Source organism: Paraburkholderia sp. RAU2J, assembly GCF_003634845.1.
Lineage (GTDB): Bacteria > Pseudomonadota > Gammaproteobacteria > Burkholderiales > Burkholderiaceae > Paraburkholderia > Paraburkholderia fynbosensis.
Genome location: NZ_RBXG01000002.1, coordinates 149028 through 174838 on the forward strand (window position 1 = coordinate 149028; position 25811 = coordinate 174838).

A 25811-nucleotide genomic window follows, 5' to 3' on the forward strand; every position below is an offset into this window, starting at 1 on the left:
GGAAATTCGGGACCGGAAAGGTGAGGATTTTCAGGGCTCGCCGGCTCCCGATTTCCGCGTCAAACGCCCGTCACGTCTAGGCGCGGCTAAAGGCGGCGCGGCCGGATCAGGAACTTCGGCGGCAGGCAAATCCTGCTGGTCAACCCACGTTTGCCACGCGCGATACAGCCGGTTGGCCGACACGGCCTGCACAAATCCCAGCCATTGGCCGACCAGTTCGGCCTCAACCCCACTTTCGAATAGATCTGCCGCAAAAGTGTTGCGCAAGGTTTGCGGACTGGCGCGCGACTGCCGCGACGCGGCGATCCCGGCGCCGTCGATCAACGCGTCGACCGCGCGCAGCATGGTGGCCTTATGCATCGGCCGCCCGGAAGGGGCCGCCGGGAAAACCAGGTTGCCGGCCAATTCCGTATGACGTCGCTCGGCGAGCCACGCGTCGAGGATCGCGGTCGCGAAGGGCGCGAGCCGGGTGCGGCGCGTGAGCATCGGATTGGCCGACTCGATGGTCACCCAGGGCGAACCGATATTCACGCAACTAACCGTGAGGACCGCAGCTTCGCCCGTCTTCAAGCCGCCGCCGAGAAACACGGCGATCAACGCGCGATCGCGGCGCTCTCGCCAGCGCTGCGCGGTCGATAAATCGGGCAGCGGTGCAAACAATTGCGCGATCAGCGCGGTTCGTTCGGCATGGGTGAGAAAGCCGGTCGGCTCGTTATCGCGCGCATTTCGCCACGCTGCCTCGCCATCCTGAGCAATGAAGCGCGCCGGGTTGGTCGACGCGGATTCGATTTCGCGCACGTGATCCAGCACCCGCTCGATCAGTCGCAAATACCGGATTCGTTGAGGTTTCCGGACATCGAGTCCGGCGACGAATTCGGCAATCATAGGCGTGTCGACCGTGACCAAACTCTTCTGGCGCGCGCTGAGCCAGTCAAGAAAAAGCCCCCACTGCGCCTGGTAGACACTTGCGGAGGAACGTCTGAAATGCTGCTTGGCAAGCCAGGCGTCGAAGGCGATTTGCGGATCGCGGCGCCAGTCTTCGCGTTGCTGATCGAACAGATCAGTCGACGGCGCAGGACGTGGGACCGGGTCGGACAGATGAGGGGGGGACATTGGCTATCCTTCCGTTAGTTGCGCATATTGTAGGCGGCAACCGACGAAAATGCAGCCTTCAGCCGCCCCACGGCCGCGAGCGTTTCAGCGCGGACCCTTCCGACGCCGGCTTCGCTGCGTGGCGAGCCGCTTCTTCATAAGCGCTGACGGCGAACGCGAACACCGCAGGTAGCGCGGTGGACGTGCCGAAATCCACGGCCTCATCGGTTTCCGGATAAGGCAGGTCGGACGGACGTTGGAACAGGCCTAGCATGAGCGCGTCGTGCCGGCTGGCAAACCCGAGGTCGGCCAGCGCCTCGGCTTCGATCGCATGCAGCAAACGCCACGTGAGCGGCACCTGCTGGACGATGTAACGCGCCGCGATATTGCGCACAATGTGTTCGAGATCGCGCGCTGCGGTTTGGTAGCGCAGCGCGGCCAGAGCTTGATCGGTAGGGTCGGCTCTTAAATTGTTCATTATCGGCTCCAGTCGATACCCTGTACTGTACAAATATACAGTGTCAGACGCAACCTCGGCCGAATGGCCACATCCGCCAACTGCTAGCCGCAAGACGCCCGGACCGTGAGCCTGAATCAGCCGTGGATCACCACCAGCAATGCTTTCGCTTCGCCCTTGCCGGCATTGCGGATCGCATGCGGTTCGTCGGCGACATAGCGCGCGGTGTCAGCGGCCTTGAGCCGTTTCGTCGCGCCGGCCGCCTCGATTTCGATCGAGCCGTGCAGCACGGTCAAATGCTCGCGCGTACCGGGTTCATGTGCATTCGACACCAACGCCCCGCCCGGCTGCAGCGTCAATTCGTACCATTCGAACTTGCCGGCCAGCTCGATCGGCCCCCACACCCGCAACTGATACCTGGCCTCGTGCCCGCTCAACGTGGGAATCTCGTGCGGACCGGAGACCGCGATCGCTTCCGGCGCTTTGGGCGGCGCGAACAGTGAATCGAGACTGACGCCGAGCGCATTGGTCAGCCGCCAGGCAACCGCGATCGTCGGATTGGCCTTGTCGCGCTCGATCTCCGAGAGCATCGATTTCGACACGCCGGCCGCGCGCGACAGATCGTCGAGCGTCATGCGCCGTTCGGCGCGCAGACGCTGAATCTGTTCGCCGACGCGCGGCGGCGCGGCGCTCGCCGGCACCGATGTCACGCCTGACGTAGGCGCCGCGCTGGCCGCGGCGCGGCGATTACCCGAACTTGCCATTTCCTGACCCATCGTTTAGAGTTGTTCGATATACCGGATTTTAGTTCGGAAAAACGAAAAAATCCGATAAAACTGACAGCCGACTATAGCAGGCCGTCTCGCCGCCGTCGCCCATGCCGCGCCCATGCCGGATAGGCGAACGCGGGCAGGCGCCACCATCCCATTCAGGAGAAGGGTTCATGCGTGACCAATATCTCGCCCACTTGCGCGGCACCCTCGAGCAGATCCGCGCCGATGGCTTTTACAAGAACGAGCGCGTGATCGCGAGCCCGCAATCGGCCGATGTGCGTCTTGCCGACGGTACGGACGTGCTGAATTTCTGCGCGAACAACTACCTCGGCCTCGCCGACGACACCCGGCTGATCGATGCCGCCAAACAAGGTTTGGACAAGGACGGTTTCGGCATGGCATCGGTGCGCTTCATCTGCGGCACGCAAACCGTGCACAAGGAACTGGAACATGCGCTCGCCGCGTTCCTGCAAACCGACGACTGCATTCTCTATTCGAGCTGTTTCGACGCGAACGGCGGTCTGTTCGAAACCCTGCTCGACGAGAACGACGCGATCATCAGCGACGAGCTGAATCACGCGAGCATCATCGACGGCGTGCGGCTCTCGAAGGCGAAGCGTTTCCGCTACAAAAACAACGACCTCGCCGATCTCGAAGCCCGGCTCAAAGAGGCGGACGCCGCCGGCGCGCGCTTCAAACTGATCGCCACCGACGGTGTGTTTTCGATGGACGGTATCATCGCCAACCTCGCCGGCATCTGCGATCTGGCCGACCGCTACGGCGCGCTCGTCATGGTCGACGATTCGCATGCGGTGGGTTTCGTCGGCGAACATGGGCGCGGCACGCCCGAACATTGTGGCGTGCTCTCGCGTGTCGACATCATCACCGGCACACTCGGCAAAGCATTGGGCGGCGCATCGGGCGGCTATGTCGCCGCGCACAAGGAAATCGTGGAGTTGCTGCGGCAGCGCTCGCGTCCGTATCTGTTTTCGAACACGCTGACGCCGAGCATCGCCGCCGCGTCGCTGAAAGTGCTCGAACTGCTGGCGAGCGACGAAGGCGCGCAATTGCGCGCACGTGTGCGCGAAAACGGCGCGCACTTCCGCGGCAAAATGAGCGCGCTCGGCTTCACGCTCGTGCCGGGCGAACATCCGATCATTCCCGTGATGCTCGGCGAGGCGCAACTCGCTTCGAAAATGGCCGACGCGCTGTTGAAGGAAGGCGTCTACGTGATCGGCTTCTCGTTCCCGGTGGTGCCCAAGGGGCGCGCGCGCATCCGCACGCAGATGAGCGCCGCTCACACGCCCGAGCAGATCGACCGGGCCGTCGATGCCTTCGCGCGCGTCGGCCGTGAACTGGGTGTGATCTGAAACGGAGGCGCATATGAAAGCATTGGCAAAACTCGAACGCGCGCCCGGCCTCACGCTCACCGACGTCGAGAAACCCGAAGTCGGCCACAACGACGTCATGATCCGCATCACGCGCACCGCGATTTGCGGCACCGATATTCACATCTGGAAGTGGGACGACTGGGCGCAAAAAACCATTCCGGTGCCGATGCACGTCGGTCACGAATATGTCGGCGAAATCGTCGAGATGGGACAGGAAGTGCGCGGCTTTGCGATCGGCGATCGCGTGTCGGGCGAAGGACATATCACATGCGGTTTCTGCCGCAACTGCCGCGCGGGGCGTCGGCATTTGTGTCGCAATACGGTCGGCGTCGGCGTGAATCGTGAAGGCGCGTTCGCCGAATACCTCGTCATCCCGGCATTCAACGCGTTCAAGATTCCGCCTGAAATTTCCGACGATCTCGCGGCGATTTTCGATCCGTTCGGCAATGCGACGCACACCGCGCTGTCGTTCAATCTGGTCGGCGAAGACGTGCTGATTACCGGGGCGGGTCCGATCGGCATCATGGCGGTGGCGATCGCGAAACACGTCGGCGCGCGCAATGTCGTGATCACCGACATCAACGACTATCGCCTCGAACTCGCCCGCAAGATGGGCGCGACGCGCGCGGTGAACGTGTCGCGCGAATCGCTGCGTGACGTGATGGCCGATCTGCATATGACCGAAGGTTTCGACGTCGGCCTGGAAATGTCCGGCGTGCCGAACGCGTTCACCAGCATGCTCGAAGCGATGAATCACGGCGGCAAGATCGCGTTGCTCGGCATTCCGCCCGCGCAGACCGCGATCGACTGGACTCAGGTGATCTTCAAAGGCCTTGAAATCAAGGGCATTTACGGGCGTGAAATGTTCGAGACCTGGTACAAGATGGTCGCGATGCTGCAAAGCGGCCTGGATCTGTCGCCGATCCTCACGCACCGTTTCAAGGTGGACGATTATCAGCAGGCCTTTGCCACGATGCTTTCCGGCGAGAGCGGCAAGGTGATACTCGACTGGACGGCTGCGTGAGTTGATGCTTTAACTATATGACCAGGTGCGAATAAACCCGCCGAACAGCCAAAACAACGTCCAACCCAACGCCCGCATCGCGCTCAGCCGCCTGCGGGCGTTTTCACGAACTCCGCCTGAATGCGCACATGAATATCGTCGCCGACGGCCGGGTACCACGTCGACAAACCGAACTTCGCGCGGCTGAAACGGCCTTCTGCCGAGAAGCCGAGTGTGTCTTTCTTCGTCAACGGATCGGGCGCAAAACCGTTGAACGTGACCTCGAGCGTGACCGGTTGCGTGACGCCGCGAATCGTCAGATCGCCGCTCAGTGTGCCGCGCGATTCGCCGGTGCGCTGGAAGTGCGTGCTCGCAAAGCGAATCGCCGGATTGCGTGCGACGTCGAGCATGTCGGGGCCCTTCACCATCTTGTCGAGCAGCGGCACGTTCGTATCGATGCTCGCCGCGTCGATCGTCACCGACGCCGTGCTCCGTTCGAGCCCGCCCTCGTTCCAGTCGAGCTGCCCCTGCTTGCGATCGAAGCGTATCGTAAAGCGCGAGTATTTGAAGTGGTCGATGTCGAACGTGATGCTGGTATGGTCCGGGTCGATCTCGTAGCGGCCGGCCGGCACGCGCGCCTCGTTCTGGCTGACCGAGTGCGTGAGGACCTGCACCGGCGTGCAGGCGACTGCCGTCAACAGCGTGGCGGCCAGCAGCACACGCGTCAGCATGGTGCGGACAGGTGATGGGTTCATGAAGTTCGTTCCGGGTAACCGATCGTCATCACGATAGCAGCTAGCGTATCTACCTGCCGGAACCGGCAAAAACTTGACGAGGGAGAATGATCGTTCTACTCTTCGTTCATGGCTACCGACACTCTCACTGAAGCAGCCGTGCCCGGCAGTGCGCGCGAGCGTTTGCTGGATGCCGCCGAAGCGTTGATCTACGCCGGCGGCATCCACGCAACCGGCGTGGACGCGATCGTCAAGCAGTCCGGAACGGCGCGCAAAAGCTTCTACACGCATTTCGAATCGAAAGATGCACTCGTCGCGGCCGCGCTCGAACGGCGCGACGAACGCTGGATGAACTGGTTTATCGCTGGCACACAGCGGCGCGGCAAAAGTGCGCGCAAACGTCTGCTCGGTATGTTCGAGGTGCTGCGCGAATGGTTTGCGTCGGACGATTTTCATGGCTGCGCGTTTCTGAATGCGGCCGGTGAGATTGCGTCGGCGGAAGATCCGATCCGGGTCGTCGCGCGCAAACACAAGGAACGTCTGCTCGATTTCGTGCGGACCCAATGTGATGAATTCGCCGCAGAGTCAGACATGGATGCGCGGCGCGCCGCGCGATTGTCGCGTCAGTGGCTGCTTCTGCTCGATGGTGCAATCGCCGTGGCGCTGGTGAGCGGCGAGGCCGGCGCCGCGCTCGACGCGCGCAGCGCAGCCCAGACCTTGCTCGACGCCGAGGCCAAGCCATCCGCCAGTGAACCCGCCGCGTCCACTGGCACCGTCACAGGCGCTTCGCCAGGCAAATCCACAAGCCCTTGCGCGAACCGGCGACCGCCATCCCGGCGCGCTGCAACCTGACCGAGGAAACATCATGGCCGACTCCATCGAAACCCGCCCGCCGCTGCCACCGTTCACGCGCGAAACCGCGATTCAGAAAGTGCGCGCTGCGGAAGACGGCTGGAATACGCGCGATCCCGAGCGCGTATCGCTCGCGTACACGCCGGACAGCATCTGGCGCAATCGCGCCGAGTTCACGCATGGCCGCGCGGAGATCGTCGGCCTGTTGCGCCGCAAATGGGCGAGGGAGCTCGACTACCGGCTGATCAAGGAACTGTGGGCATTCACCGATAACCGTATCGCGGTGCGCTTTGCCTACGAATGGCACGACGATTCGAACAACTGGTTCCGCTCGTACGGCAACGAGAATTGGGAGTTCGACGAGCATGGACTGATGGCGCGCCGTCATGCCAGCATCAACGACCTGCCCATCCGCGAAGCCGACCGTCTGTATCGCTGGCCGCTCGGGCGCCGTCCTGACGATCATCCGGGCTTGTCGGACCTCGGGCTCTAGACCCGCCATCCAGAATGGCGGTGGATGTGGGCACGCATTCACCGCTTTGCCATCGGTTCTCCGTTATCGTTGCGGTTCCAGGCTGTGGGCAGGTCTTGTGCCCGCACGTCCGAGCGCAGCCTCAACATCGCGTGTGCGGGTTGAGGTACAGTGCGCGACGGGCGGCAAACTCATAGCCAGAACATAGATGACACCGGCGCTCGACCGGTGGCGGAGAGGACATGCATTTTCGGCAGATCAAGAAGAACATCCGACGTACTGCAGTGGCGCTCATCGCGAGCCTGGCGGCGGCATCCGCCGCGCAGGCCGGCAACTGGTGCGAGGGCGGCATATGGGTCGACGCCATGCTCGGCTCGTATCACATCAACCCCGATCCGAATACCGATTTCGAACAGTTCAATCCGGGCCTCGGCGTCGAATGCTGGCTCAACAATCAATGGGCGCTGACCGCCGGCGGCTTTCGTAACTCGCTGCGCCGGCCCTCGTACTATGGTGGCGGCGTCTGGGCGCCGGAGTTCGCGCATTGGGGCATTGTGCGGCTCGCGGCGATGGCGGGGATCATCTCCGGCTATAACTACGGCAATTGGGGCTTGGGCCGCAATCACACGATCGGACCGGTGGTCGCACCGATCGTGATGGTCGAATACAAACGCGTCGGCGCGAACTTCATCGTAATTCCGCCGATTCCTTCGGACAATCTGCCGTTTACGATCGGGTTTCAGGTGAAGTTGAAGTTCTGAGCGACGGTGAGCGTTGTCAAAAAAGTTGCGACTTGCGGGAAGTCATATATTTTTGGCAATAAAGTTGCGACTTGCCTTGCTGGGCGGGCATGTGGTGTTGAAGAACAGCGGATTTGTGCACGTCATTTACCTGGTTATCCGAAAGACAGTTGCGACTTCCCTTATTCGGCCGGAATTTTTGGCCTCCTATGAATCAAAGCAGCGATCTCAAATAGGCGCGAAGTCGAGCATGATTACCACCAAACATTTGGCTTAGGCCAACGTTGTTGAAACAATTGAAACTAATTTTTCCGTTTAGTTTCCGGCGTCCGCACCTTCTGGAATTGCTCACCGTACACGTAAGTGAAGGCCCGTGTCAGATCCAGCGCACCGTTCGGAGCTGCCGGGCACCTCCTGGAATTGCTCACCGTACACGTAAGTGAAGGCCCGTGTCAGATCCAGCGCACCGTTCGGAGCTGCCGGGCACCTCCTGGAATTGCTCACCGTACACGTAAGTGAAGGCCCGTGTCAGATCCAGCGCACCGTTCGGAGCTGCCGGGCACCTCCTGGAATTGCTCACCGTACATTTAAGTGAAGGCCCGTGTCAGATCCAGCGCACCGTTCGGAGCTGCCGGGCGCCTCCTGGAATTGCTCACCGTGCGTGTGAGTGAAGGCCCGTGTCAGATCCAGCACACCGTTCGCAGCTGCCGGGCACCTCCTGGAATTGCTCACCGTGCGTGTGAGTGAAGGCCCGTGTCAGATCCAGCGCACCGTTCGGAGCTGCCGGGCGCCTCCTGGAATTGCTCACCGTGCGTGTGAGTGAAGGCCCGTGTCAGATCCAGCACACCGTTCGCAGCTGCCGGGCACCTCCTGGAATTGCTCACCGTGCGTGTGAGTGAAGGCCCGTGTCAGATCCAGCGCACCGTTCGCAGCTGCCGGGCACCTCCTGGAATTGCTCACCGTGCGTGTGAGTGAAGGCCCGTGTCAGATCCAGCGCACCGTTCGCAGCTGCCGGGCACCTCCTGGAATTGCTCACCGTGCGTGTGAGTGAAGGCCCGTGTCAGATCCCGCGCACCGTTCGCAGCTGCCGGGCACCTCCCGGAAGTGCTCACCGTGCGTGTGAGTGAAGGCCCGTGTCAGATCCCGCGCACCGTTCGCAGCTGCCGGGCACCTCCCGGAAGTGCTCACCGTGCGTGTGAGTGAAGGCCCGTGTCAGATCCCGCGCACCGTTCGCAGCTGCCGGGCACCTCCCGGAAGTGCTCACCGTGCGTGTGAGTGAAGGCCCGTGTCAGATCCCGCGCACCATTCGCAGCTGCCGGGCACCTCCCGGAAGTGCTCACCGTGCGTGTGAGTGAAGGCCCGTGTCAGATCCAGCGCACCATTCGCAGCTGCCGGGCACCTCCTGGAATTGCTCACCGTGCGTGTGAGGGAAGGCCCGTGTCAGATACAACGTACAGTTCGCAGATGATGAGCATCTCCTGGATTCTCTCACCGTATGGGTGAGAGAAAACGCGCTTTATGTTCAGCTCACCATTCCCAACTGAGGAGCATTTCTTGGGATTGCTCAGCCCGGCATTCTTCGCTCTATCAGATTGTGCTAAGAGATTCTCCTGGAACTCCTCACCATACCTATCGGCTGCGCCTGATTCCCGTGCAGTCATCGACTGCCTCTTGCGAACGACCTCCTGGAATGGCTCACCGTACCGGCGGGGGAAGGTTTGATCGGGTGCGGCGCGCTCACCGATTGACAGTCGCGCATGGCCTCCCGAGACGACTCACCGTATGGAGAGTGAAGACCGGACCCGGGTGCCGCTCACCAATTGATATCTCGAATGGTCTCCTGGAACGGCTCACCGTACAGGAGAGTAAAGGTTTGATCGGGTGCGCGGCTGGCTGAAGCTCATTCGCGAGACTTTGGGCCTCACCGAGCGGCAGCCGGCCGCGCGACAGGGCATCTCGGCTTTGACCTTGCACAAGAGCAAGCAGGCGGAAGCGGATGCAGATATCGCCGGAGTTGCGCCAGGCGGTGGGCGGTATCGTTGGAAAAAGAGGTCATGTTGCTCGGCATGGGTAGCCATATCGAGCTGTGGGATGCGAAAATCCACGCTGCCCGCGAACAGGCGGCGAGGTCGCAGGGCATGCCGGAGGCATTGAAGAATTTGACGTTCTGATTTGAGTAAGAAAACCACATTACAACGGGGACCAAATCATGAAGGCAACCTACAACGATTACGCGACCGCGCTCGGCGACCTGCTCGACGCGGACATCCGCGCCATGCGCGAACAGAGCCCGGATCTTCAGGCAGCGGCTGCTAAGAGCCATCAGAGCGTGCGCGACATGACCGAGAGCTACTGGATAACGTTCCTTGACCTGACTGTCCGGCGGGAACCGGCCAAGGCGTTGGCCTTTACGGAACGCTTCAACGAGATGATTGTGCGGGATGCTAAGGGGCTCGAGGATGGCGAGCGCGGCGCGGGCGCGAAGTATCTCGCGATCGTCGAGTATGAGCGCGACAGGCTGGCCAACGAACACCACGCCAATCCGGCCGCACAGAAAATGCGTCTTGGCATCGTGAGCGAGCCGGCACCGCAACCTGCCCGCGCAAGCTCGCGAATGGGCATGGGCGAGCTCGCCGCCCGCCCAGCAGTGCGCGCTACGGTCTGGACGCTCGTGCGCGACGTGATACGGGCCGTCCTGAAGTAAAAAGCCCAGCAGAGCTGGGCTTTCGAGGATCGTCGATCACGCTGCATGCAATGGCGGCCGTTTTTTCGGAATGCACTTGCAGGCTAGCAGGTTGCTGCAGTACTGGCGTCTCACCTCATCGCGGAAGATCGACTAGACGGTATTAGGAACTTCCGGTCAAAACCTGGTACCCTGGAGGGATGACAAGAGAGAAACGTAAAGCCTACCCCGACAGACGTGTCAGACGAAGAATGGAGCTTCGTAGCAGCGTATCTGACGTTGATGGATGAGAGTGCACCACAGTGTAAATACGAGTTGCGCGAGATGTTCAATGCTTTGCGCTGGATGGCTCGCGCTGGGGCTGCGTGGCGAATGCTGCCGACCAACTTTCCGCCGTGGGAACTCGTGTACCAGCAGACGCAACGATGGCTGGCGGCCGGCTGTTTCGAGTGCATGGTGAGTGATCTTCGTTCGATCATCCGTGTCGCGCAGGGGCGGCAGGGGCAGCCCAGCGCGGTGATCCTTGATGGCCGTACGATGCAATCGACATGTGAGAGCGGTCCACGCGGAGGCTATGACGGCTACAAGCGCAAGCGTGGCAGCAAGGCGCATATGGCGGTCGACACGCTGGGTCAGTTGCTCGCCGTACACGTGACACCGGCCAACGAGCAGGAGCGGGCACAGGTGGCAGAGCTGGCGCGCCAGGTGCAGCAGGCAACGGGAGAAACCGTGAAAGTGGCCTTTGCCGATCAGGGTTACACGGGCGAAGCTCCTGCGCAGGCCGCGCGAGCTCAGGGAATTGATCTCCAGGTGGTCAAGCTCGATGAAGCGAAAAAGGGTTTCGTGCTGTTGCCACGTCGATGGGTAGTCGAGCGCAGCTTCGGATGGCTCAACCGCTTTCGACGCCTCGCACGTGACTACGAACGCTTGCCCGAAACACTCGCAGGTCTGCATTTTGTCGTCTTCGCCATGCTTATGCTTGTCCATGCAATCCCAGTACTTCGAATTTCCTAACACCGTCTAGGCGGCAATTGGGGTCTTCCGGCTGAGAACGGTCTGACCAGCGAGCAGATGACCCAACCCAGTTCGTTCGTGTCATATGACTTTGGTCCGGACGGTGTATGGGCGATGCCCGCGGGAGCGACTCATCCGGTACTGCGTTGGCAACTCGAACCCTGAGGGCGACCGGTCCCCGCCGCGTCAGGCCGCAAAAGTGCGGCATAAACGGGGGACGAGCGCGGCGAGTCAGTCGACAACCTTCATGCGGTCGCGCCGGGATGGGAGCGCGTCCGCACTGGCGAAATGTCGGAAGCCATTCAGGCACCCTTGCAGGACGTCAAGCCGGTGGCCGATCGTGATCTGATGTGCTGACATGGGGGAGCCAACGAACTCCGCAGAAAATACAGCCCGTGGGACCGATTGCCTGAACGGCCGCTTCACGCGCGGGAAAGGACGGCTGCAAGCCAAATTTCGAATGTCTCTCAGGGGTCGATCAGCGACATTCGACCCCGCACATCGCGCGGACGCCTACAGCACCCGCAGGTTGCGGATCCGGCCGATCCGCGACGAGCGCTGGCGGATCAGGTCGGCGATGAACTCGGGCAGCAGCGCGAGCGGCACGGTGGCCGGCACGCCGGTGATCACCTAGCCCGGCCGTGGACGATGAACGCGTCCGGGGCACTGGCCAGACTGTGCTCGTAGCTGACGCGATATTCCATGGAGACTCCTCGGGTGCGGGCGCATTCTGCTTGATAGCCGCTTTATCAATTGTAAAGAACCGTTGCGCGGCCGGCGGGCGGGTGCCAACATGACCGCGTCCGCCACCTCCGACGACGCAGCGTCCGGCTGGCGGGCGGCAACGTTCTCAGGCGGCCACTGCCAAGTCATCTGTATTCTCCACCAATGGCGCGGTCGTTGTTCGGTTGTTCGCATGTTTGCCTTCGCCATAAAAAAGCCAGCTTGGGGAGGCGGGCGTAATCCATATTTCGCGGGGACGATTTTATGGAGGAGACGAAATAAGTATAAACACTGGTGCTAGTGGCTGCAGTGTGACACGCTGACGCTCAGCGGCGGGATGGCGACCATTTACGACCGCGAGGTTCCACAGGTAGCTGAGTGAGTGGTATGGCCGATCACTTGTCGTCGGACGTGACGAAACAAAAGCCATCGCACGCCGAAAACGGTCAGACAGGCGGCGCCGGGTTCTACGTCCGCAGTAGGTCGAGAGCACGCATCCACGCGCAGTGAGACCTGACATTCGCACGGCTGCCAAGGGGCAAATGTCAGGAAAGCAACCTGTAGCGACCTCACTGATGCCGTTACCTGAATGTCGGCAACGGGCAACGACTTGTCGTCATGCCGAAAGACACGGACACCCTGGAGCAGCCGATAACCCCTCGTGAGTACCACAGGGTGTTGAGGGCGCGAGGCGTCTGATAGATTGATCCCTTTGTCTCGTCTAAGTTTCAGGCGCTCAGCGGTTGTTTGAACGGCTGTGCGTCAGCTCGCCGACCAAGCGTGGATTCCGCTCGACGCTCGAGCGACGCCTTGCGCTTTTCTTCAGCGGTCGAGATGAAGTCGGACAGCTCGCGCTCCATGGCTGAATCTTTGGCACCCGGTTTCCACGTCGCGGCACCGTGCCGGCGGCGCGTGGTTCTAGCCAGCGCTAGTGCTGACATCGCGGCCTTCGCACATTCATATTCGACCTGACCGCAAAGGTCTATCGGCTCGCCGAACTCCCGAAATGCCTCCACGTACTCTCGGGCAGCGTGCACTGAAGCCGGGTACTCACGCAGCTCGGATATAACTCGGCGGCTCAGGACGTGCCACTGCAGCTTGTCCGGATAAGCAAAAGCAGGGATGGACACGCCCTTGCTGGCTTCGCGGCTGATAGGGCCGCCCGGCTCCGCTGCCGCCCAAGCGGCCTTATGCATCATTGTCCGACAGGTTCGAGCGTAGCTTTCCAGCGATAACGCCAACTCCAGTGCAGTGTCGCGTCGCTGACGCCTGCGCTCCCGGGCATCCCGCGCCGAAATCCACGCTAGCGTTACGACAGAGCCAACCGCCGCTGACGCTAGCGCCAAAGTCATCGGAGCGTTCCAGCTAAGTCGCTGGAGATATTCAAGCCATTCCTGCCGCATACGAAGCGCCTCGGAGAAAGAGGTGCACAGAGTATAAGCAATCGTTTGCGGGAGGATTCAGCGCAAAAAATGCGGTGTGCATTTTCGCCACAAACGGTTCGATCGGGCGACCCCATCTTGACAGATCGGACCGAACCCTGTAATCGTGCGCCCAGCATCATGGGAGGGGCCGCGAAAATTTGGCGCTGCTTTACTTCTTTAAGCGGACGGGGCGTCGGCGTTGGTCCGAACGGTGGCAGCGGGTCGGCCTAATTCCGCTCATGGCAAGTGCCGTTCGATTGATGGACGATCGACAAGGTTCGGCCGACGACGGGCGATGGCCCACGCTTTCACGCGGACGTTCGGATGTCGGCTCCGCCCAGACAACGGACCTTCGCGCGCGGATCATGTCAGTCTCGTCGTCGGCCTTACCTGACATTCACCTGTCGCAGTTGGTAAGGCAGCTTAGGGTTGCTCTTTTGCCGTTCGCACCGCCGCGTCCGCGGATATCAGCTCTCGCTGCAGTCGGACGAGCACTCGCGCCCCGGAAGCGACGTTCGGCCACTCGCGAGAAAAGGCGACAAAGCTGCAAATAACGGACCTTGGACACCGCGGGGCCACCGCGCTGCAGACTAGGTCCATGGAACTGTCGCGGCGCCGAGTGCCGCCTGTAATATATCGCTGACGCACACCGGTCGGTGAAAAGCGGCGCGGTCGTCAATGCGATCTTTGAAAAGGGAGCGTGCTGCCGTAGGCCTCTAGTAAGCGGATCCGGCGTGGCATGCCAGCGCTCGCGCATGACAAGCTCATTTGCGAACCTTAATAACGGCGGGACTCGAGCGGATTCCGCAAAAAATATCGTCTTCACAGGCAAGTAAAATTTGCAGATAACAAATAAAAGAGTGCGCGGCTACCGGTTAAATGTGCCTAACGAATTTTTGGCTAAAGGATGCAGATATTTCGATAGGTGCGAACATGGCAATCACTCGGATTTACGTAGCCGATCTCGTATTCAAAGAACTTATGAAGATTGCAGTCCCAAAGTCGATAGATCTAACTAAAAGAAGCCTGATTTTATTTGCAGCCTCGATTAATAAGAGCGATGTAGATAACCGAGCTTTGCCTGGTGCCGCCTTAATTGGACTGGGTCGATGCGGCACAAACGTGTGTCTCGAAGTGGCCCGTCAGTTAGAAGCTGTTATTCCGTCGCCTGAGACCGAAAGCACCTCTCAGGATAAAACAATCTTAGCTAGGATACGCGCCTTCGCCTCTCGCGGAGACGCAAACAAGATCAATCCTTACTTATTCGAACCGGTTATATTGCTTGCCGATGTCGATCATCGCATGGCTCAAGCGGATGCCCTCGGTCTCAATCCTGGGGGCGACGGTTCCAGGAGGCCGGCCATGAATTGCGCATCATTCCGGCTCAGTTCGTGAAGCCGTACGTCAAGTCGAACAAAAACGATTTCAATGATGCGCAGGCGATTGCGGAAGCGGCTAGCCGCGGAAGCATGCGCTGCGTCCCACTAAAAACAAATGGATCAAATCGAGCTGCAAGCATTGCATCGAGCACGCCAGCGATTCATTGTCGAGCGAACAGCCGTCGTCAATCAGATGAGAGCGCTGCTTCTCGAGCATGGCATCGTCGTACCGGTTGGGCGTGCACTCTTCGCGCGGCGTCTGCCAGCAATATTGGCCGATACCGAGAACGGCTTGTCGCCACGACTGGGCCAGCTCATTGCGCGGTTGCGTCAGCGATGGCTGGCCTTGGACGAAGAGATCGACACGGCGTCAGCCGAAATTACCCATATCGCGCGTGAATCGGAACTCTGCCGACGTGTCAGCACGGTACCTGGCGTCGGACCGGTTGTTTCGACAGCGCACATTGCTGCTGTCGGCAACGGCACCGCATTCAAACGGGCCCGGGATATGTCGGCGTGGCTAGGTCTTGTGCCAAAGCAATACTCAACTGGCGGCAAGTCAAATCTTGGTGGCATCAGCGCGGCAACGCTTATTTGAGAATGATGGTGATCCAGGGCGCGCGCGCCTTGATGATCCACATGAAGCGCGACCAATCCCGCATGGGCTTATGGCTTCGAGAGGTCGAGCGACGTAGTCATCCACACGTTGCCCTAATCGCGCTGGCCAACAAGATCGTCCGTATCTGCTGGAAGGTGTTGACCAGCCAGCGACCCTATCGATCATTTGTCGAAACATCCGTAGTCTCTTGGGCAACCCCCAGCGCTACCCCCCTGTTTTGCGAGCCCTGAATGGCTGATGACGCAGAACCATTGACCGACATGCCGAAAGCCCGGCTAAAAAAGCAGTCCGTAATGACTGAAAGCTTTATTGGGCCTGGTGTGCGCGGATTCCATCACGGCCAGCAGTCTCTGACTGCAACAACAGGCCGGATACGTTGACGCAAACGTTGTTCTGTCGAAACTGCAAACCAGCGACTTGCAAATCTGGGGCAGACCGTACATTTTTTTTTTGATGTCGCGCTCAATCTTCACCCGCGCCACTCCCGCACGAAGTCTCGACAACTCTATCTGCACCGGGCTTACCGGCCTGCCCGCTCCCCCAGGCTTGCCTTCCTGCTCAGCCTTGACCCGATTGGAAATTGACTGCGTTGGCACGTCCAGCCTCGTGGCCACCGCCGCAACGCTCAGACCGGCTTTGACCAGCCGAACCGCTTCCAGTTTGAATTCGAGCATGTAGCGTGCCCATTTCGACTTGCTCATCTTCTTAACTCTCCTTGCTTGAGTTTAAACGCTCAGCAAGGGATTCGTTTTTCGGGGGCACGCTCAAACCTCCATCGTCATTTGCGGGAACGCGCTGTGGCGGAAGCCACCTTTCTTTCGATGACATGCGTTGAAAGACATTAAAATTCATTCAAAATAGTACGCTCGAGATCGGTGCAGTCGATATAGAAGATGTCGCATTAAAACGGCGAAACTAGCTTCTGTCCGCCATCGTGTCGAAAACGTCTGCACCTGAACGAGGAACCAATTTTCAAGCCGTAAACCACCCGACAGACACGCAAATTATCACCGGTTGACTCGTTCAATTTACGTTTCCTGATCCTGATTGGAGCGCCTATACTCAATCGGCACATTGGAACGAATACATGACCAAGCCACCGCAATCTAATTTTGCGCTGCTTCGAGGGCGAAAATTCTACCGGAATGAAGCACGCGACGGTTTTGTCTCTGGCTTGATCAATTGCATCGCATGTCCCCATTCGACACGTCCGCTATTGATTGTGGAAGCGTCAAACTCACTGAGCGGTTTGACAGCGCTGGCAACCCGGCTAAAAAAGGCTTTTACGAAAGAGCCAGAACTTCAAGGCCTTTCGGCGTTCTATTTTGCCGCCAACCGGTTCGAGCCGGACGACTGTCATCGATCGCTTGGCTACTATGTTGCATTGATCCTCGCGTGGCTGAAGCACGAAAAGGTCTCCAAGGCCACGCCGATCGAATCCCGCAGCGCAATCTACGAAGGACTCGCGCAAATTCGTCGTGACATGGCCAAGCATCGCTTGGTGTTCATCATTGACGGAATCGAAGCAGATCGGGGTGCCTTCGAAGACGTACTCGATTTGATAAATGACAATCCACTTCATGAACTCATCCAGAACCTACTGGTTCCGGCCTCGGAAGAATTCCCCGATGTGGAGGTCTCTACTGTTCCCGCGAGACAGACATCATCGATCTTGCTCTTGAGCGGAACGCCTTGGAATCAGTACGATCGACTGGTTCGGTATCGAAGTTCACTACCCATGCCCTCGCCCAAGGACGCCAAAAAGATCTTGGTTGATCGGGGACTGAAAAACCATCGAGCGGTATCTGCTGTAGTGAACGGGGAGCATTGCGCCGAGACTGAGATCGCGCTTCTCGATACCTTGGGAACGGTCGCACCCAAGATATTGTCGACCGAACCTCTCGACTCGATTGTCACGCAAGCGATCGCGAAGCCATCTGCGGCTGCGCGTTACGAGCTGTTTCGGCTACTCTGGAAAGAACTCAACCGAAGCGATCCTTCAATCATTCCGATCTGTCATCTAGTTGCTTTATGTCCTGGCGGCCTGCGCATTTCCACATTGAGGCGCACACTCGCCAGTCTGCAAAAAAGGACTGGTCACACTTCAAACGCCGACGGTGAGGGCGATCGGTTGCCGGAGCTTGCTGTTGCGTATCCAATGCTCTTTGTGATCGGCGACGACGAGATACTGCCCACGGACCAGACGTCGGCATCCCTATGGGACTCGTCACACGGTAAATCGCCCCTGCGTTCGGATCAGCATCTACTGGGAAAAAAGCAGGCGACCGGACGTGAGCGATCAATCGATATCCGCTATCCAGAGATCCGAGAACTGATCGTCGCTGAATTGTTAGGAGAGGACCGCAAGCTCTGGCATCTCATCCATGAAATTCTGGCCGAAGAAGCTCTGGATCAGTGGACCGACAGGCTGCGGAATTCAGATACAGCCCTGCTTAATACCATCGGCGGTCATCGAAGGCTGGTACAAGCGATCTGGCATGGAATGCAAAGCATCGACTTCCGGGATCGAGTTCATGTGTCGACCACGCCAGAACTCAACAAGCACCTGCCGCGTAATGCCGAGCGACGCTTCCTGTACATTTCGACCTATCTGATGCGCAGGTGCCTTGAGTGGAACGAAGAATGGCTGTTGGCCAGAGGTTATTCCCGCCATCGGCTTCGCGTCTGCCTTCTCGCCGCCATAAACAGTCCCGACCAGGTGCGCGAGTATCTAGCCACGCAATACGCAGCCCGTTCGGCCAGTCCGGCACCGGAAGCTACCCTGTCCAGTTCGACCGAACAGTGGCGGGTTTTCTTTGACAGATTCGAGGTCAAGCAACTCGCGCCTCACATGAATCTCGAAGGTCTCAACGATGCAAACAGGCTACAGATCTGCGTCGATCATTTTGTGTCGATGGGACGGGCAGCACTGGAAAGTGGCCTTGGATCGCTGGCGGAAAGCGTCGTTACAGCGATCAACGCGATGGCAGATAACGAAAATTCCGATCTGGAAAAGTTTCTGGCCGACCTCGCGGAACATACGCGAAACATTGAAGAAGCCAAGTCTATCATTCGAAATCAGCTGGAGACTCGAAAGACCGGGCGTCCATTTCCCATCGACGACGTTTTGAAGAATGTCGATTTCGGTATCAAGCCCATCGACTTCTCCCGGTTCATGTTACTTGCCAGTACACGGGCCGATGAGATACTGGCGAAAATTGAAGGTGACTATGGACTCTATGTAGATTTATTGCTCCGATACGCGAAAATTCTTGCGATGAGCGCGGATTCGATTGAAAAACGCGATGAGGAAATCGAAGCGCAGAATGTGCGTATCGAGTTCTTGCGCGCACTGTTCGTGTACATGGTCGCGGAAGCTCTGCGGCTACGCTGGAGAGATGTTCAACCGTACGCAGGTCAAGTGTCGGCAAGGCCTTCACGATATATGGTCCGAGTATCGCTCAAGCTCGCCGGCCTTTGTTACGAAGCCGGCAAAATCGAAGAAAATGTCGACATCCGGCGCCGCTGGGATGACATGGCCCGCTCGTTACTGTCTTACGCAGAACATGTTGCAGATGTCTATGCGAGACGATTTTACAGATACGAGCATGAACGCGCGTATATGAATGTGCTGGCTGCCTCTATCGCAATCAAGCGCGTCGACCTTGCGGCGCTGCGGGTTCGCGACGACGCTGATCTTACACCGTTCATCAGGTGCTGCTTTTCGGAAGCTTTCCACTATCTTACGCTTGCCGAAGCGAGGTTATCAACGCTTGGTTTCCCGTTGGCGTCGACGCGGAGGTTTCTCTTCGAGCGCGTAAAGGCGTACCGCGCGTTTTCATCATGGCTTTTCGCGCAGCATTCGACAATGGCGACGGAAGGTGCTGTGACGCGGGATGATTTCGGTCTCAAACTTTGCGAGAAGTACCTTGATTCTGCAGACCGGAATCTCGACCTGCTCGATTGTATAGTAGCTCCCTTCCGTTTCGAATCAGCTGAAGCGGATGAACAAAACGCGAAGTTCTGGAGCAATCTGGTGGAGAAGCAACGAACCAGATTGAATTCATTGCGCACTCGGGTCTATCGGAGATAGCTCATACTACCGCATCAATCATGTCGAGTGCGCGAGATCTTGCTGAAAGGAATCTGCGATGAACGGTTTCGAAACAGCTCTTATTTTTACCGGTACGGGAGTGCCGAAGCAGACTTATGTGAGACAGGAAGAAGGGCGCTTCGAGAAGGAGTTGAAGACCGGCCTGCGCTCCGCAGGGATGATGTGCTTGCTCACGGGGCCGTCGAAGACAGGCAAATCGACTTTATACACCACCGTACTTGCTGAAATGGGCCGCATCCCGTTGCAGATCAGTTGCAATTCTGGTTTGAGCGCCGAAGAATTCTGGAAAAAACCTCTAGAGAATATCCAGTCCTCAAGAGTCACGACACAAAATAGTAATAAGAACACCCAGACCGAAATGGGTGTTGCCGTGAAGGGCGGCTTTTCATGGACATGGCTGGCCACGTTGATCGGTGAAGGCAAGCTGGGAATCACTCATGGTCACTCTGAGGGGGAAGTCCGCGAAAAGATATTGGCAAAGCCATCATCGTCTCACCTCGTTCCACTTTTGAAGTACACGAATCTTACACTTGTCATTGATAACTTCCACTACCTGACGAATGAAACGCAGAAGGTCGTTTTTCAGGAGCTAAAAGAGGTTTGTGAAGCCCAGATTTCCGTTATTGTGATTGCGACAACCCATCATGGCGCCGACCTTATTAGAGCCAATCAGGAAATTGTTGGGAGGGTCCAACATATAGATCTGGCGCGGTGGTCCGACGTCGATCTGAAGAAAATCGCCGAAAAAGGTTTCGCTGCATTGAACCTGGAGTTCGATTCAGTCATTTTTCTACGGATTGCAGATGAATGCGCTGGCTTGCCGATCATCATGCAGCAAACCTGCGCCCAGCTTTTCATCGAGAGAGACCTTGAATCTGTTGACGCGGAAGCCAACGTCTCGTTCACCGCACAAGACGGATGGTCTGCGCTTCATGGGGTTGCCAAACGGTGTTATGGCATCCTCGAGCCGGCGTACAGCCGGCTCTCAAATGGCCCAATGGGAGACTTTACGAGAGACGCAACATACGGCTTGATTCTGGCCGCCTTCACCAAAAATCCGGCCCGCTTCGAGCTTACCCGGCAAGACATTTACGAACGTGTTTCCCGCTCGGACGTAAGCTCGAATCGAATGGCGTCGAAAATCGATCGGGCACTAAAGGAATTACAATCACTCCAGGAGTCGTACGGTATCCAGTTACTGGAATGGAGCGAACTCGAAGACCGTCTGTATGTGATTGAACCCTCCTTTCTGTTTTACGTGCGCTGGCGCAACCTCGACACGCGGCCCACCGATTCCGTCCAGAGAACCATCGAGGCGCTTCTGCAAGGGCGAGGAAGGCGACAGCGACGCATTGCCTAAGGCCGGTTTTCCGAATGAACAGAGTGAAGAGTTACTGCTGCGATCGAAAAAGAATGAGAACTCTCGAGCAATCGAACGCCCCGCCTCCTCACTCAGCGTTGATCATCGGCGCGAAGGGCACGATCCGCTGGCAGAGTCCGCAAGCTGCGCGCCAGATCTCGGCTACTCGGCCGGTCACGCGGATGACGCGGCGCAGCCCGGCGCGCGTCCTCAATGACCGCCACGGTTGCGCGACTCGTTTACGGACTGGCTCGCGCGGGGCAGTCCGGCCGACGTCGCATTTAGCTTCACCGTGGCCCAGTGCGACGCTCAGCGAGCGCGACGCCCGCACCCGATCCCGGGGAATGGGTCGTCACGCTCAAGGAGATCGACGACACTGTGCATGGCAATGCGCTCGCGGCGCGCTTTAACCTGACGGCGCGCGAAGCCGGAGTGCTGCTGTGGGTACCGCGCGGCAAGACGAACCCCCATATCGGGGACATTCTGGGGATGGCGCCGCGCACGGTCAACAAGCACCTCGAACATCTGTTCCGCAAACTGAACGTGGGCGTTTTGCTGACGGTTGTGAAGGAATCGCTCGAATTCGAACTTGTCGTTTCCCAGGGACAAGACGATGAAGGCAACCGCGATAGCGGGCGGGACAGGCTTCCACTGCGCGGCAAGCGACGATCAGGCCGATTCGTTCTCGCTCGCACCGTCGGCTCTGCGCGCTGCTTCACGCGAGCGGATACGCTTCTTTGCACTGGCGCTGCTATGGCGGAAACGGTAGCTTTCGCTCCTGCTCCAGTGCGTTGGCCAGATCCACGGTCGAGTAGAAGCGCACCCGCTTGCCGTGGTGCATGATGCCGGACACGCCGATGGCGGTCGCCAGATGCGTCTTGCCGGAGCCCGGGCCGCCGACCAGAACCAGGCTGTGCGCGCCCTCCGTGAACGTCATGCCGGCCAGTTGCGTGACCAGCTGGCGGTCCACCGGCGAGCCATCGAAGTCGAAGCCTGCGATGTCGCGATGCACCGGGAACTTCGCCGCGTTCATCTGGTGGCTGACCGAACGCACGGCCCGATCCGCGACCTCCGCCTGCAACAGCCGTTCGAGCAGCCATTGCGAAGACGCCGCCTCGACATTCACCTGTTCAAGCAGTTCGGCCCAGCCGGCAGCCATGCCGTGCAGCCGCAAGTGTTTGAGTTCGACGATCAGATCACGCATGACCGGCCTCCGGCTGTTGCAGCGCCGGGCGCAGCCCGTCGTAGCGCGATGTGTCGGCCAGCGGCGGTGTCGTCAGTTGTAACGCAGTTTCGATCTTCGGCAGCATCTGCACGCTGCGCATGCGCGACAGCACGTTCACCACGTGCTCGACGCTCACGCGCCCGGAGGGCGGCGCCTGCTCCAATGCGAGTTCGACTGCAACGTAAGCGACTCGGCACGACCGTTTCCCAGTGCTCAATATTTCGACGCATGATGGGCGCGTTCAACTTGACGGAGACAGTCAGCCATGTCGAACGCAGCGGGCCGTACGCATCCCCATCGCACGTATGCGCAAGAATTCAAGCAGCAGGTGATCAGGGAGACGTTGGAACCCGGCATGTCGGTGTCGATTGTTGCGCGACGGCACGACATCAACGCCAATGTGGTGTTCGCATGGCGCAAGCAATACCGTGAAGGCAAGCTGGTCATACCTGCACTCGAAGCTGCGCCGAGCGTGCCCAGCACGAAGCTATTGAGCGTCGACGTGATCGACTCGGCATTGGTACTGCGGCCGCCTGAGTCGGCAGTGGCGTCGCAAGCGCCGAGCGGCGTACCGATGCCGGCGCCCGTGTGCGAAATCGAGGTGGAGATCGGCAAACGGCGTGTGAGGATTCGCGGCCTGTCTGCCGAGCGCGCTGAAGCGTTCCTGCGGGAATGCCTGAAGTGATCGCGCTGCCGGCAGGTACGCGCGTTTGGCTCGTGGCCGGCGTGACAGATATGCGCTGTGGCTTCCAGGGGCTGGCCGCGAAAGTGCAGACAGCGCTCGAAGAGAATCCGCTGGGTGGCAACGTATTCATCTTCCGCGGCCGCCGCGGCGATCTCGTGAAGCTGCTTTGGGCGACCGACGATGGGCTCTGGCTGCTCGCAAAACGATTGGAGCGAGGCCGGTTTATCTGGCCCCAGGCCGACGGTGGAAAGATCCATTTGACGAGCGCACAGCTATCGATGCTTCTCGAAGGCATCGACTGGCGACACCCGCAACGCACCGCTGCTCTGTCGATGTTGTAAACCACATCGAAGGCTCGTAAACTGCGACGCATGTCCCAATCTGCGCCGCTTCCCACCACCGTCGCGGAGCTCCAAGCTCTGGTGCTCGAGCAGCAGGCGTCGATCGAGAACATGGTGCGGGAGATCGCCGCACGGGACGACGAAATCGAACGCCTGAAGGCGCAGATCGACAAGCTTAGGCGGATGTACTTCGGAAGCAAGTCCGAGAAACTGGCCCGGCAGATCGATAAGCTCGAGGCGCAGCTGGAAGACCTGACGGCCGGTCAGGGCGCTGCCGAGATGCGAGGGCATCGAGACAAGACGTCGACGGCGCCGCCCGGTCGAGCGCCCACGCGAGAGCCGCTGCCGCAGCACTTGCCACGCGATGAAATCGAACTTACACCGAATCCGGCTTGCCCCAAGTGTGCGACAACGATGCAGCGACTCGGGGAGGATGTTTCCGAGCAGCTCGCGCGCGTAGCAGCCGCGTTCAAAGTGATCCGCACGATCCGTCACAAGCTGTGCTGTCCTGACTGCGGCCACATCGAACAGCCCGCGATGCCCAGCCTGCCCATCGAGCACAGTATCGCGCATCCGAGCCTGCTGGCCGACATTGCGGTATCGAAGTTCGCCGATCACCAACCGCTGTACCGCCAATCGGAGATTGCGGCACGCGACGGCGTGACGCTGGATCGCGCCAGCATGGGCCGCTGGATCGGGCAGATCGCCGAGCTCTGCGGGCCGCTCGTTGAAGCAATCCAGCGCTACGTGCTGGTCCCCGGCAAGGTACACGTCGACGACACACCGGTTGCGGTGCTCGCGCCAGGCAACGGAAAGACGGTGACCGGTCGCTTCTGGGTCTACGTGCGTGACGATCACCGCTCGGGCTCGACTGAGCCGGCTGCGGTATGGTTCGACTTCTCGTCGAATCGCAAAGGCGTCCATCCTCAGACCCGGCTCGCCGCATTCCGCGGGATCCTGCAGGCCGATGCTTACGCCGGTTTCGATCAATTGTATGCGAGCGGCGAGATCCACGAAGCGGCATGCTGGGATCACGCGAGGAGGTACATCTACGATGTTCATGCGCGCACACCGACTCGAGATACCCAGCAACTGCTCGATATGATCGGCGAACTCTACAGCATCGAAGCCAACATCCGCGGCAAGGCGCCTGACGAGCGTCTGCGCTTGAGGCAGGAAAAGAGCAAGCCGTTGCTCGCGAAGCTCGAAGCGACAATCAGGGTGAAACTGGCGACGCTATCGACGAAGTCCGCGCTCGCAAAAGCAATCAACTACTCGCTGAACCACTGGGCGGCGCTCGTGTTCTACTGCGAGGACGGTCGAGTCGAGATCAGCAACGTGCTTGCCGAAAACGCGCTGCGCTGTGTCGCGCTCGGACGCAAAAACTATCTGTTCGTCGGCTCCGACAGCGGGGGCGAGCGAGCCGCCGCGATGTATAGCTTGATCGGGTCGGCAAAGCTCAACGGGATCAACCCGCGCGCCTATCTGGAATACGTCCTGACCCATATCGCTGATCACAAGATCTCACGCATCGACGAATTGCTGCCCTGGAACGTGGCCGACAAACTGAAGCCGGCCACTGCGCCTACACCCTTAACCGGGTAGATCTGGATAGATTTGCGTGGATCCTGTCCACGATCGCCGATCATGGACACGATCCCCCGTGATCTGTACGAATTCCACCACGACAGCACCATCATGCCTCACGCGCGCGCGAATGAGAAACTGGCCCAGCCGAGTCGCTTACCTGCAACCACTATGGCATCCAGACCGCTTTCCGGGACCAGTGCCAGCACCTTCGCCATTACCCGGTCACCACCTGGCTCGCGTAGTAACGCCCGACGCAGGCGTTGCAGCGGCTCCGGCATATCCTGGAACGGCGCACCGTTGCGCAGCGCGCTAGGCTTGCGCTGGATCAGCGGGATGTAATGCTGCCAGTCGTATCGCACCAGACCTTCATCGGCCAGTCGATCGTGTTCGGCCACCACGGCGTCGTTGCCCACCACCACAACACGACCAGGATAGAGCCGCGTGCTAAGCATCTGGCCTGCGAATTCGCATGGCACGGAGTAGCGATTGCGGCCAATCACCACCAGGCAGGTCGACGAGACTCGTGCCGCACGCTCAACATAACCGTCGAACGGCGTCGGCATCGGCATCAGATGGGCGCGCTCCTGCTCGAACACGCCGGCGACGCTCAGGTCACGATAGTCCGGGTGCTTCACCTGATCCCACAACGACCGGCACCGCGTCGCCAGCCATGCATTCAGATCAGCGAAACTGCCGAAGCGTTGCGCCCGCGCCTCAATCCAGATGCGTAGACGGCTGTCCTGCACGTTCTTCTCGACGACGCCTTTCTCCCAGCCACTGGCGACGTTGCAGAAGTCCGGATCGAACAGGTAATGCGAGCACATTACAGCGAAACGCGGATTGACCGTGCGACCCTTGCCTTTGTGAACCTTGTCTACGGCCGTTTTCATATTGTCGTAGATGCCCCGGCGGGCCACTCCGCCGAAAGCGGCGAACGAGCGCGTATGGGCATCGAACAGCATCTCGTGCCCCTGGCTCGGATAGGCAACCAGCCAGAACGCCCGCGACGCACACAGCTTCATGTGCGACTGTCAAACGCAATCTCAAGTTGATACAGCTTTCTCGCGTACCGACTTGTTCTGGCGGTGGAACATCCGCCGCACCTTGCCAATCATCGTCATCGCGATCATCCCCAAACAG

20 protein-coding genes and 5 pseudogenes are annotated in these 25811 nt (G+C 59.4%); 16 read left to right on the forward strand and 9 right to left on the reverse strand.

Annotated elements, in window-relative coordinates:
* Positions 1–30 precede the first annotated feature (30 nt).
* From B0G69_RS18130 to B0G69_RS18140, 3 genes are all read right to left on the reverse strand, one after another.
* Entirely contained in the window at positions 31–1113 is a 1083-nt protein-coding gene (locus B0G69_RS18130; RefSeq protein ID WP_121319779.1) for a tyrosine-type recombinase/integrase, read from the reverse strand.
* Between the two features lie 58 nt (positions 1114–1171).
* Positions 1172–1570: a DUF2471 family protein gene (locus tag B0G69_RS18135; protein WP_121319781.1), complete on the reverse strand. Its 399-nt coding sequence runs from the start codon at positions 1568–1570 to the stop codon at positions 1172–1174.
* Between the two features lie 116 nt (positions 1571–1686).
* Positions 1687–2325 (reverse strand): XRE family transcriptional regulator, encoded by a 639-nt coding sequence (locus tag B0G69_RS18140; RefSeq protein WP_121319783.1) that lies wholly within the window; start codon positions 2323–2325, stop codon positions 1687–1689.
* A gap of 167 nt (positions 2326–2492) precedes the next feature.
* Between B0G69_RS18140 and B0G69_RS18145 the strand changes: the two genes are divergently transcribed.
* Positions 2493–3692 (forward strand): glycine C-acetyltransferase, encoded by a 1200-nt coding sequence (locus tag B0G69_RS18145; protein WP_121319784.1) that lies wholly within the window; start codon positions 2493–2495, stop codon positions 3690–3692.
* Positions 3693–3705: 13 nt separating this feature from the next.
* Entirely contained in the window at positions 3706–4737 is a 1032-nt protein-coding gene (gene tdh, locus B0G69_RS18150) for an L-threonine 3-dehydrogenase (RefSeq protein ID WP_121319785.1), read from the forward strand.
* 83 nt (positions 4738–4820) lie between these two features.
* On the opposite strand, the gene B0G69_RS18155 is transcribed toward tdh, so the two are convergent.
* Positions 4821–5471: a YceI family protein gene (locus B0G69_RS18155; RefSeq protein ID WP_121319787.1), complete on the reverse strand. Its 651-nt coding sequence runs from the start codon at positions 5469–5471 to the stop codon at positions 4821–4823.
* A gap of 108 nt (positions 5472–5579) precedes the next feature.
* On the opposite strand from B0G69_RS18155, the gene B0G69_RS18160 reads away from it, so the two are divergent.
* From B0G69_RS18160 to B0G69_RS18190, 6 genes and pseudogenes are all read left to right on the forward strand, one after another.
* Entirely contained in the window at positions 5580–6302 is a 723-nt protein-coding gene (locus B0G69_RS18160; protein ID WP_121319789.1) for a TetR/AcrR family transcriptional regulator, read from the forward strand.
* Positions 6303–6315: 13 nt separating this feature from the next.
* Positions 6316–6795, forward strand: coding sequence for a nuclear transport factor 2 family protein (locus B0G69_RS18165; RefSeq protein ID WP_121319791.1), 480 nt, complete (start codon positions 6316–6318; stop codon positions 6793–6795).
* Positions 6796–7016: 221 nt separating this feature from the next.
* The gene (locus B0G69_RS18170; protein ID WP_121319793.1) at positions 7017–7535 is read left to right on the forward strand and encodes a hypothetical protein; all 519 of its coding nucleotides are present in this window, start codon (positions 7017–7019) and stop codon (positions 7533–7535) included.
* A 2018-nt stretch (positions 7536–9553) separates the two neighbouring features.
* Positions 9554–9685: pseudogene (locus B0G69_RS18180) on the forward strand (cell division/cell wall cluster transcriptional repressor MraZ); the annotation flags it as partial.
* A 38-nt stretch (positions 9686–9723) separates the two neighbouring features.
* Positions 9724–10218 carry a hypothetical protein gene (locus B0G69_RS18185; protein WP_121319795.1) on the forward strand — a complete coding sequence of 165 codons (495 nt, stop codon included), beginning with the start codon at positions 9724–9726 and terminating at the stop codon, positions 10216–10218.
* Positions 10219–10434: 216 nt separating this feature from the next.
* Positions 10435–11211 (forward strand): IS5 family transposase, encoded by a 777-nt coding sequence (locus B0G69_RS18190; RefSeq protein ID WP_121319797.1) that lies wholly within the window; start codon positions 10435–10437, stop codon positions 11209–11211.
* Positions 11212–12662: 1451 nt separating this feature from the next.
* Here the strand turns inward: B0G69_RS18190 and B0G69_RS18200 are convergent.
* Entirely contained in the window at positions 12663–13133 is a 471-nt protein-coding gene (locus B0G69_RS18200) for a hypothetical protein (protein ID WP_241991385.1), read from the reverse strand.
* Positions 13134–14291: 1158 nt separating this feature from the next.
* Between B0G69_RS18200 and B0G69_RS40685 the strand changes: the two genes are divergently transcribed.
* Both B0G69_RS40685 and B0G69_RS18205 read left to right on the forward strand, forming a co-directional pair.
* The gene (locus B0G69_RS40685; RefSeq protein WP_147440737.1) at positions 14292–14753 is read left to right on the forward strand and encodes a hypothetical protein; all 462 of its coding nucleotides are present in this window, start codon (positions 14292–14294) and stop codon (positions 14751–14753) included.
* A gap of 99 nt (positions 14754–14852) precedes the next feature.
* Positions 14853–15335 carry an IS110 family transposase gene (locus B0G69_RS18205; RefSeq protein ID WP_121319801.1) on the forward strand — a complete coding sequence of 161 codons (483 nt, stop codon included), beginning with the start codon at positions 14853–14855 and terminating at the stop codon, positions 15333–15335.
* Positions 15336–15787: 452 nt separating this feature from the next.
* On the opposite strand, the pseudogene B0G69_RS41860 reads toward B0G69_RS18205, so the two are convergent.
* Positions 15788–16057, reverse strand: a pseudogene (locus B0G69_RS41860) (transposase); the annotation flags it as partial.
* A gap of 386 nt (positions 16058–16443) precedes the next feature.
* Here B0G69_RS41860 and B0G69_RS18220 point away from each other — a divergent pair.
* The 3 genes and pseudogenes from B0G69_RS18220 to B0G69_RS18230 form a co-directional block, all read left to right on the forward strand.
* Complete coding sequence (locus B0G69_RS18220) at positions 16444–19449, forward strand: hypothetical protein (RefSeq protein WP_147440738.1); 3006 nt, start codon at positions 16444–16446, stop codon at positions 19447–19449.
* Between the two features lie 58 nt (positions 19450–19507).
* Positions 19508–20830, forward strand: coding sequence for an AAA family ATPase (locus B0G69_RS18225; RefSeq protein ID WP_121319809.1), 1323 nt, complete (start codon positions 19508–19510; stop codon positions 20828–20830).
* A 92-nt stretch (positions 20831–20922) separates the two neighbouring features.
* Positions 20923–21376 (forward strand): annotated as a pseudogene (locus B0G69_RS18230) (helix-turn-helix transcriptional regulator); the annotation flags it as partial.
* Positions 21377–21581: 205 nt separating this feature from the next.
* On the opposite strand, the gene B0G69_RS18235 reads toward B0G69_RS18230, so the two are convergent.
* Together B0G69_RS18235 and B0G69_RS18240 are read right to left on the reverse strand one after the other, a co-directional pair.
* Positions 21582–22034, reverse strand: coding sequence for an ATP-binding protein (locus tag B0G69_RS18235; protein WP_121319811.1), 453 nt, complete (start codon positions 22032–22034; stop codon positions 21582–21584).
* Positions 22027–22236: pseudogene (locus B0G69_RS18240) on the reverse strand (IS21 family transposase); the annotation flags it as partial. The pseudogene B0G69_RS18240 and the gene B0G69_RS18235, both read right to left, overlap by 8 nt.
* Before the next feature lie 84 nt (positions 22237–22320).
* Between B0G69_RS18240 and B0G69_RS42755 the strand changes: the two are divergent.
* Genes B0G69_RS42755 through B0G69_RS18255 form a run of 3 tightly spaced genes read left to right on the forward strand, consistent with a single transcriptional unit; the run spans position 22321 to position 24686 of the window.
* Complete coding sequence (locus B0G69_RS42755; RefSeq protein WP_121319813.1) at positions 22321–22740, forward strand: transposase; 420 nt, start codon at positions 22321–22323, stop codon at positions 22738–22740.
* Complete coding sequence (tnpB, locus tag B0G69_RS18250) at positions 22728–23081, forward strand: IS66 family insertion sequence element accessory protein TnpB (protein ID WP_014194213.1); 354 nt, start codon at positions 22728–22730, stop codon at positions 23079–23081. Before B0G69_RS42755 ends, tnpB begins: the two co-directional genes overlap by 13 nt.
* Positions 23082–23111: 30 nt before the next feature.
* Positions 23112–24686 (forward strand): IS66 family transposase, encoded by a 1575-nt coding sequence (locus B0G69_RS18255; protein ID WP_121319815.1) that lies wholly within the window; start codon positions 23112–23114, stop codon positions 24684–24686.
* A 143-nt stretch (positions 24687–24829) separates the two neighbouring features.
* On the opposite strand, the pseudogene istA reads toward B0G69_RS18255, so the two are convergent.
* Positions 24830–25699: pseudogene (istA, locus tag B0G69_RS18260) on the reverse strand (IS21 family transposase); the annotation flags it as partial.
* Positions 25700–25811: the final 112 nt, after the last annotated feature.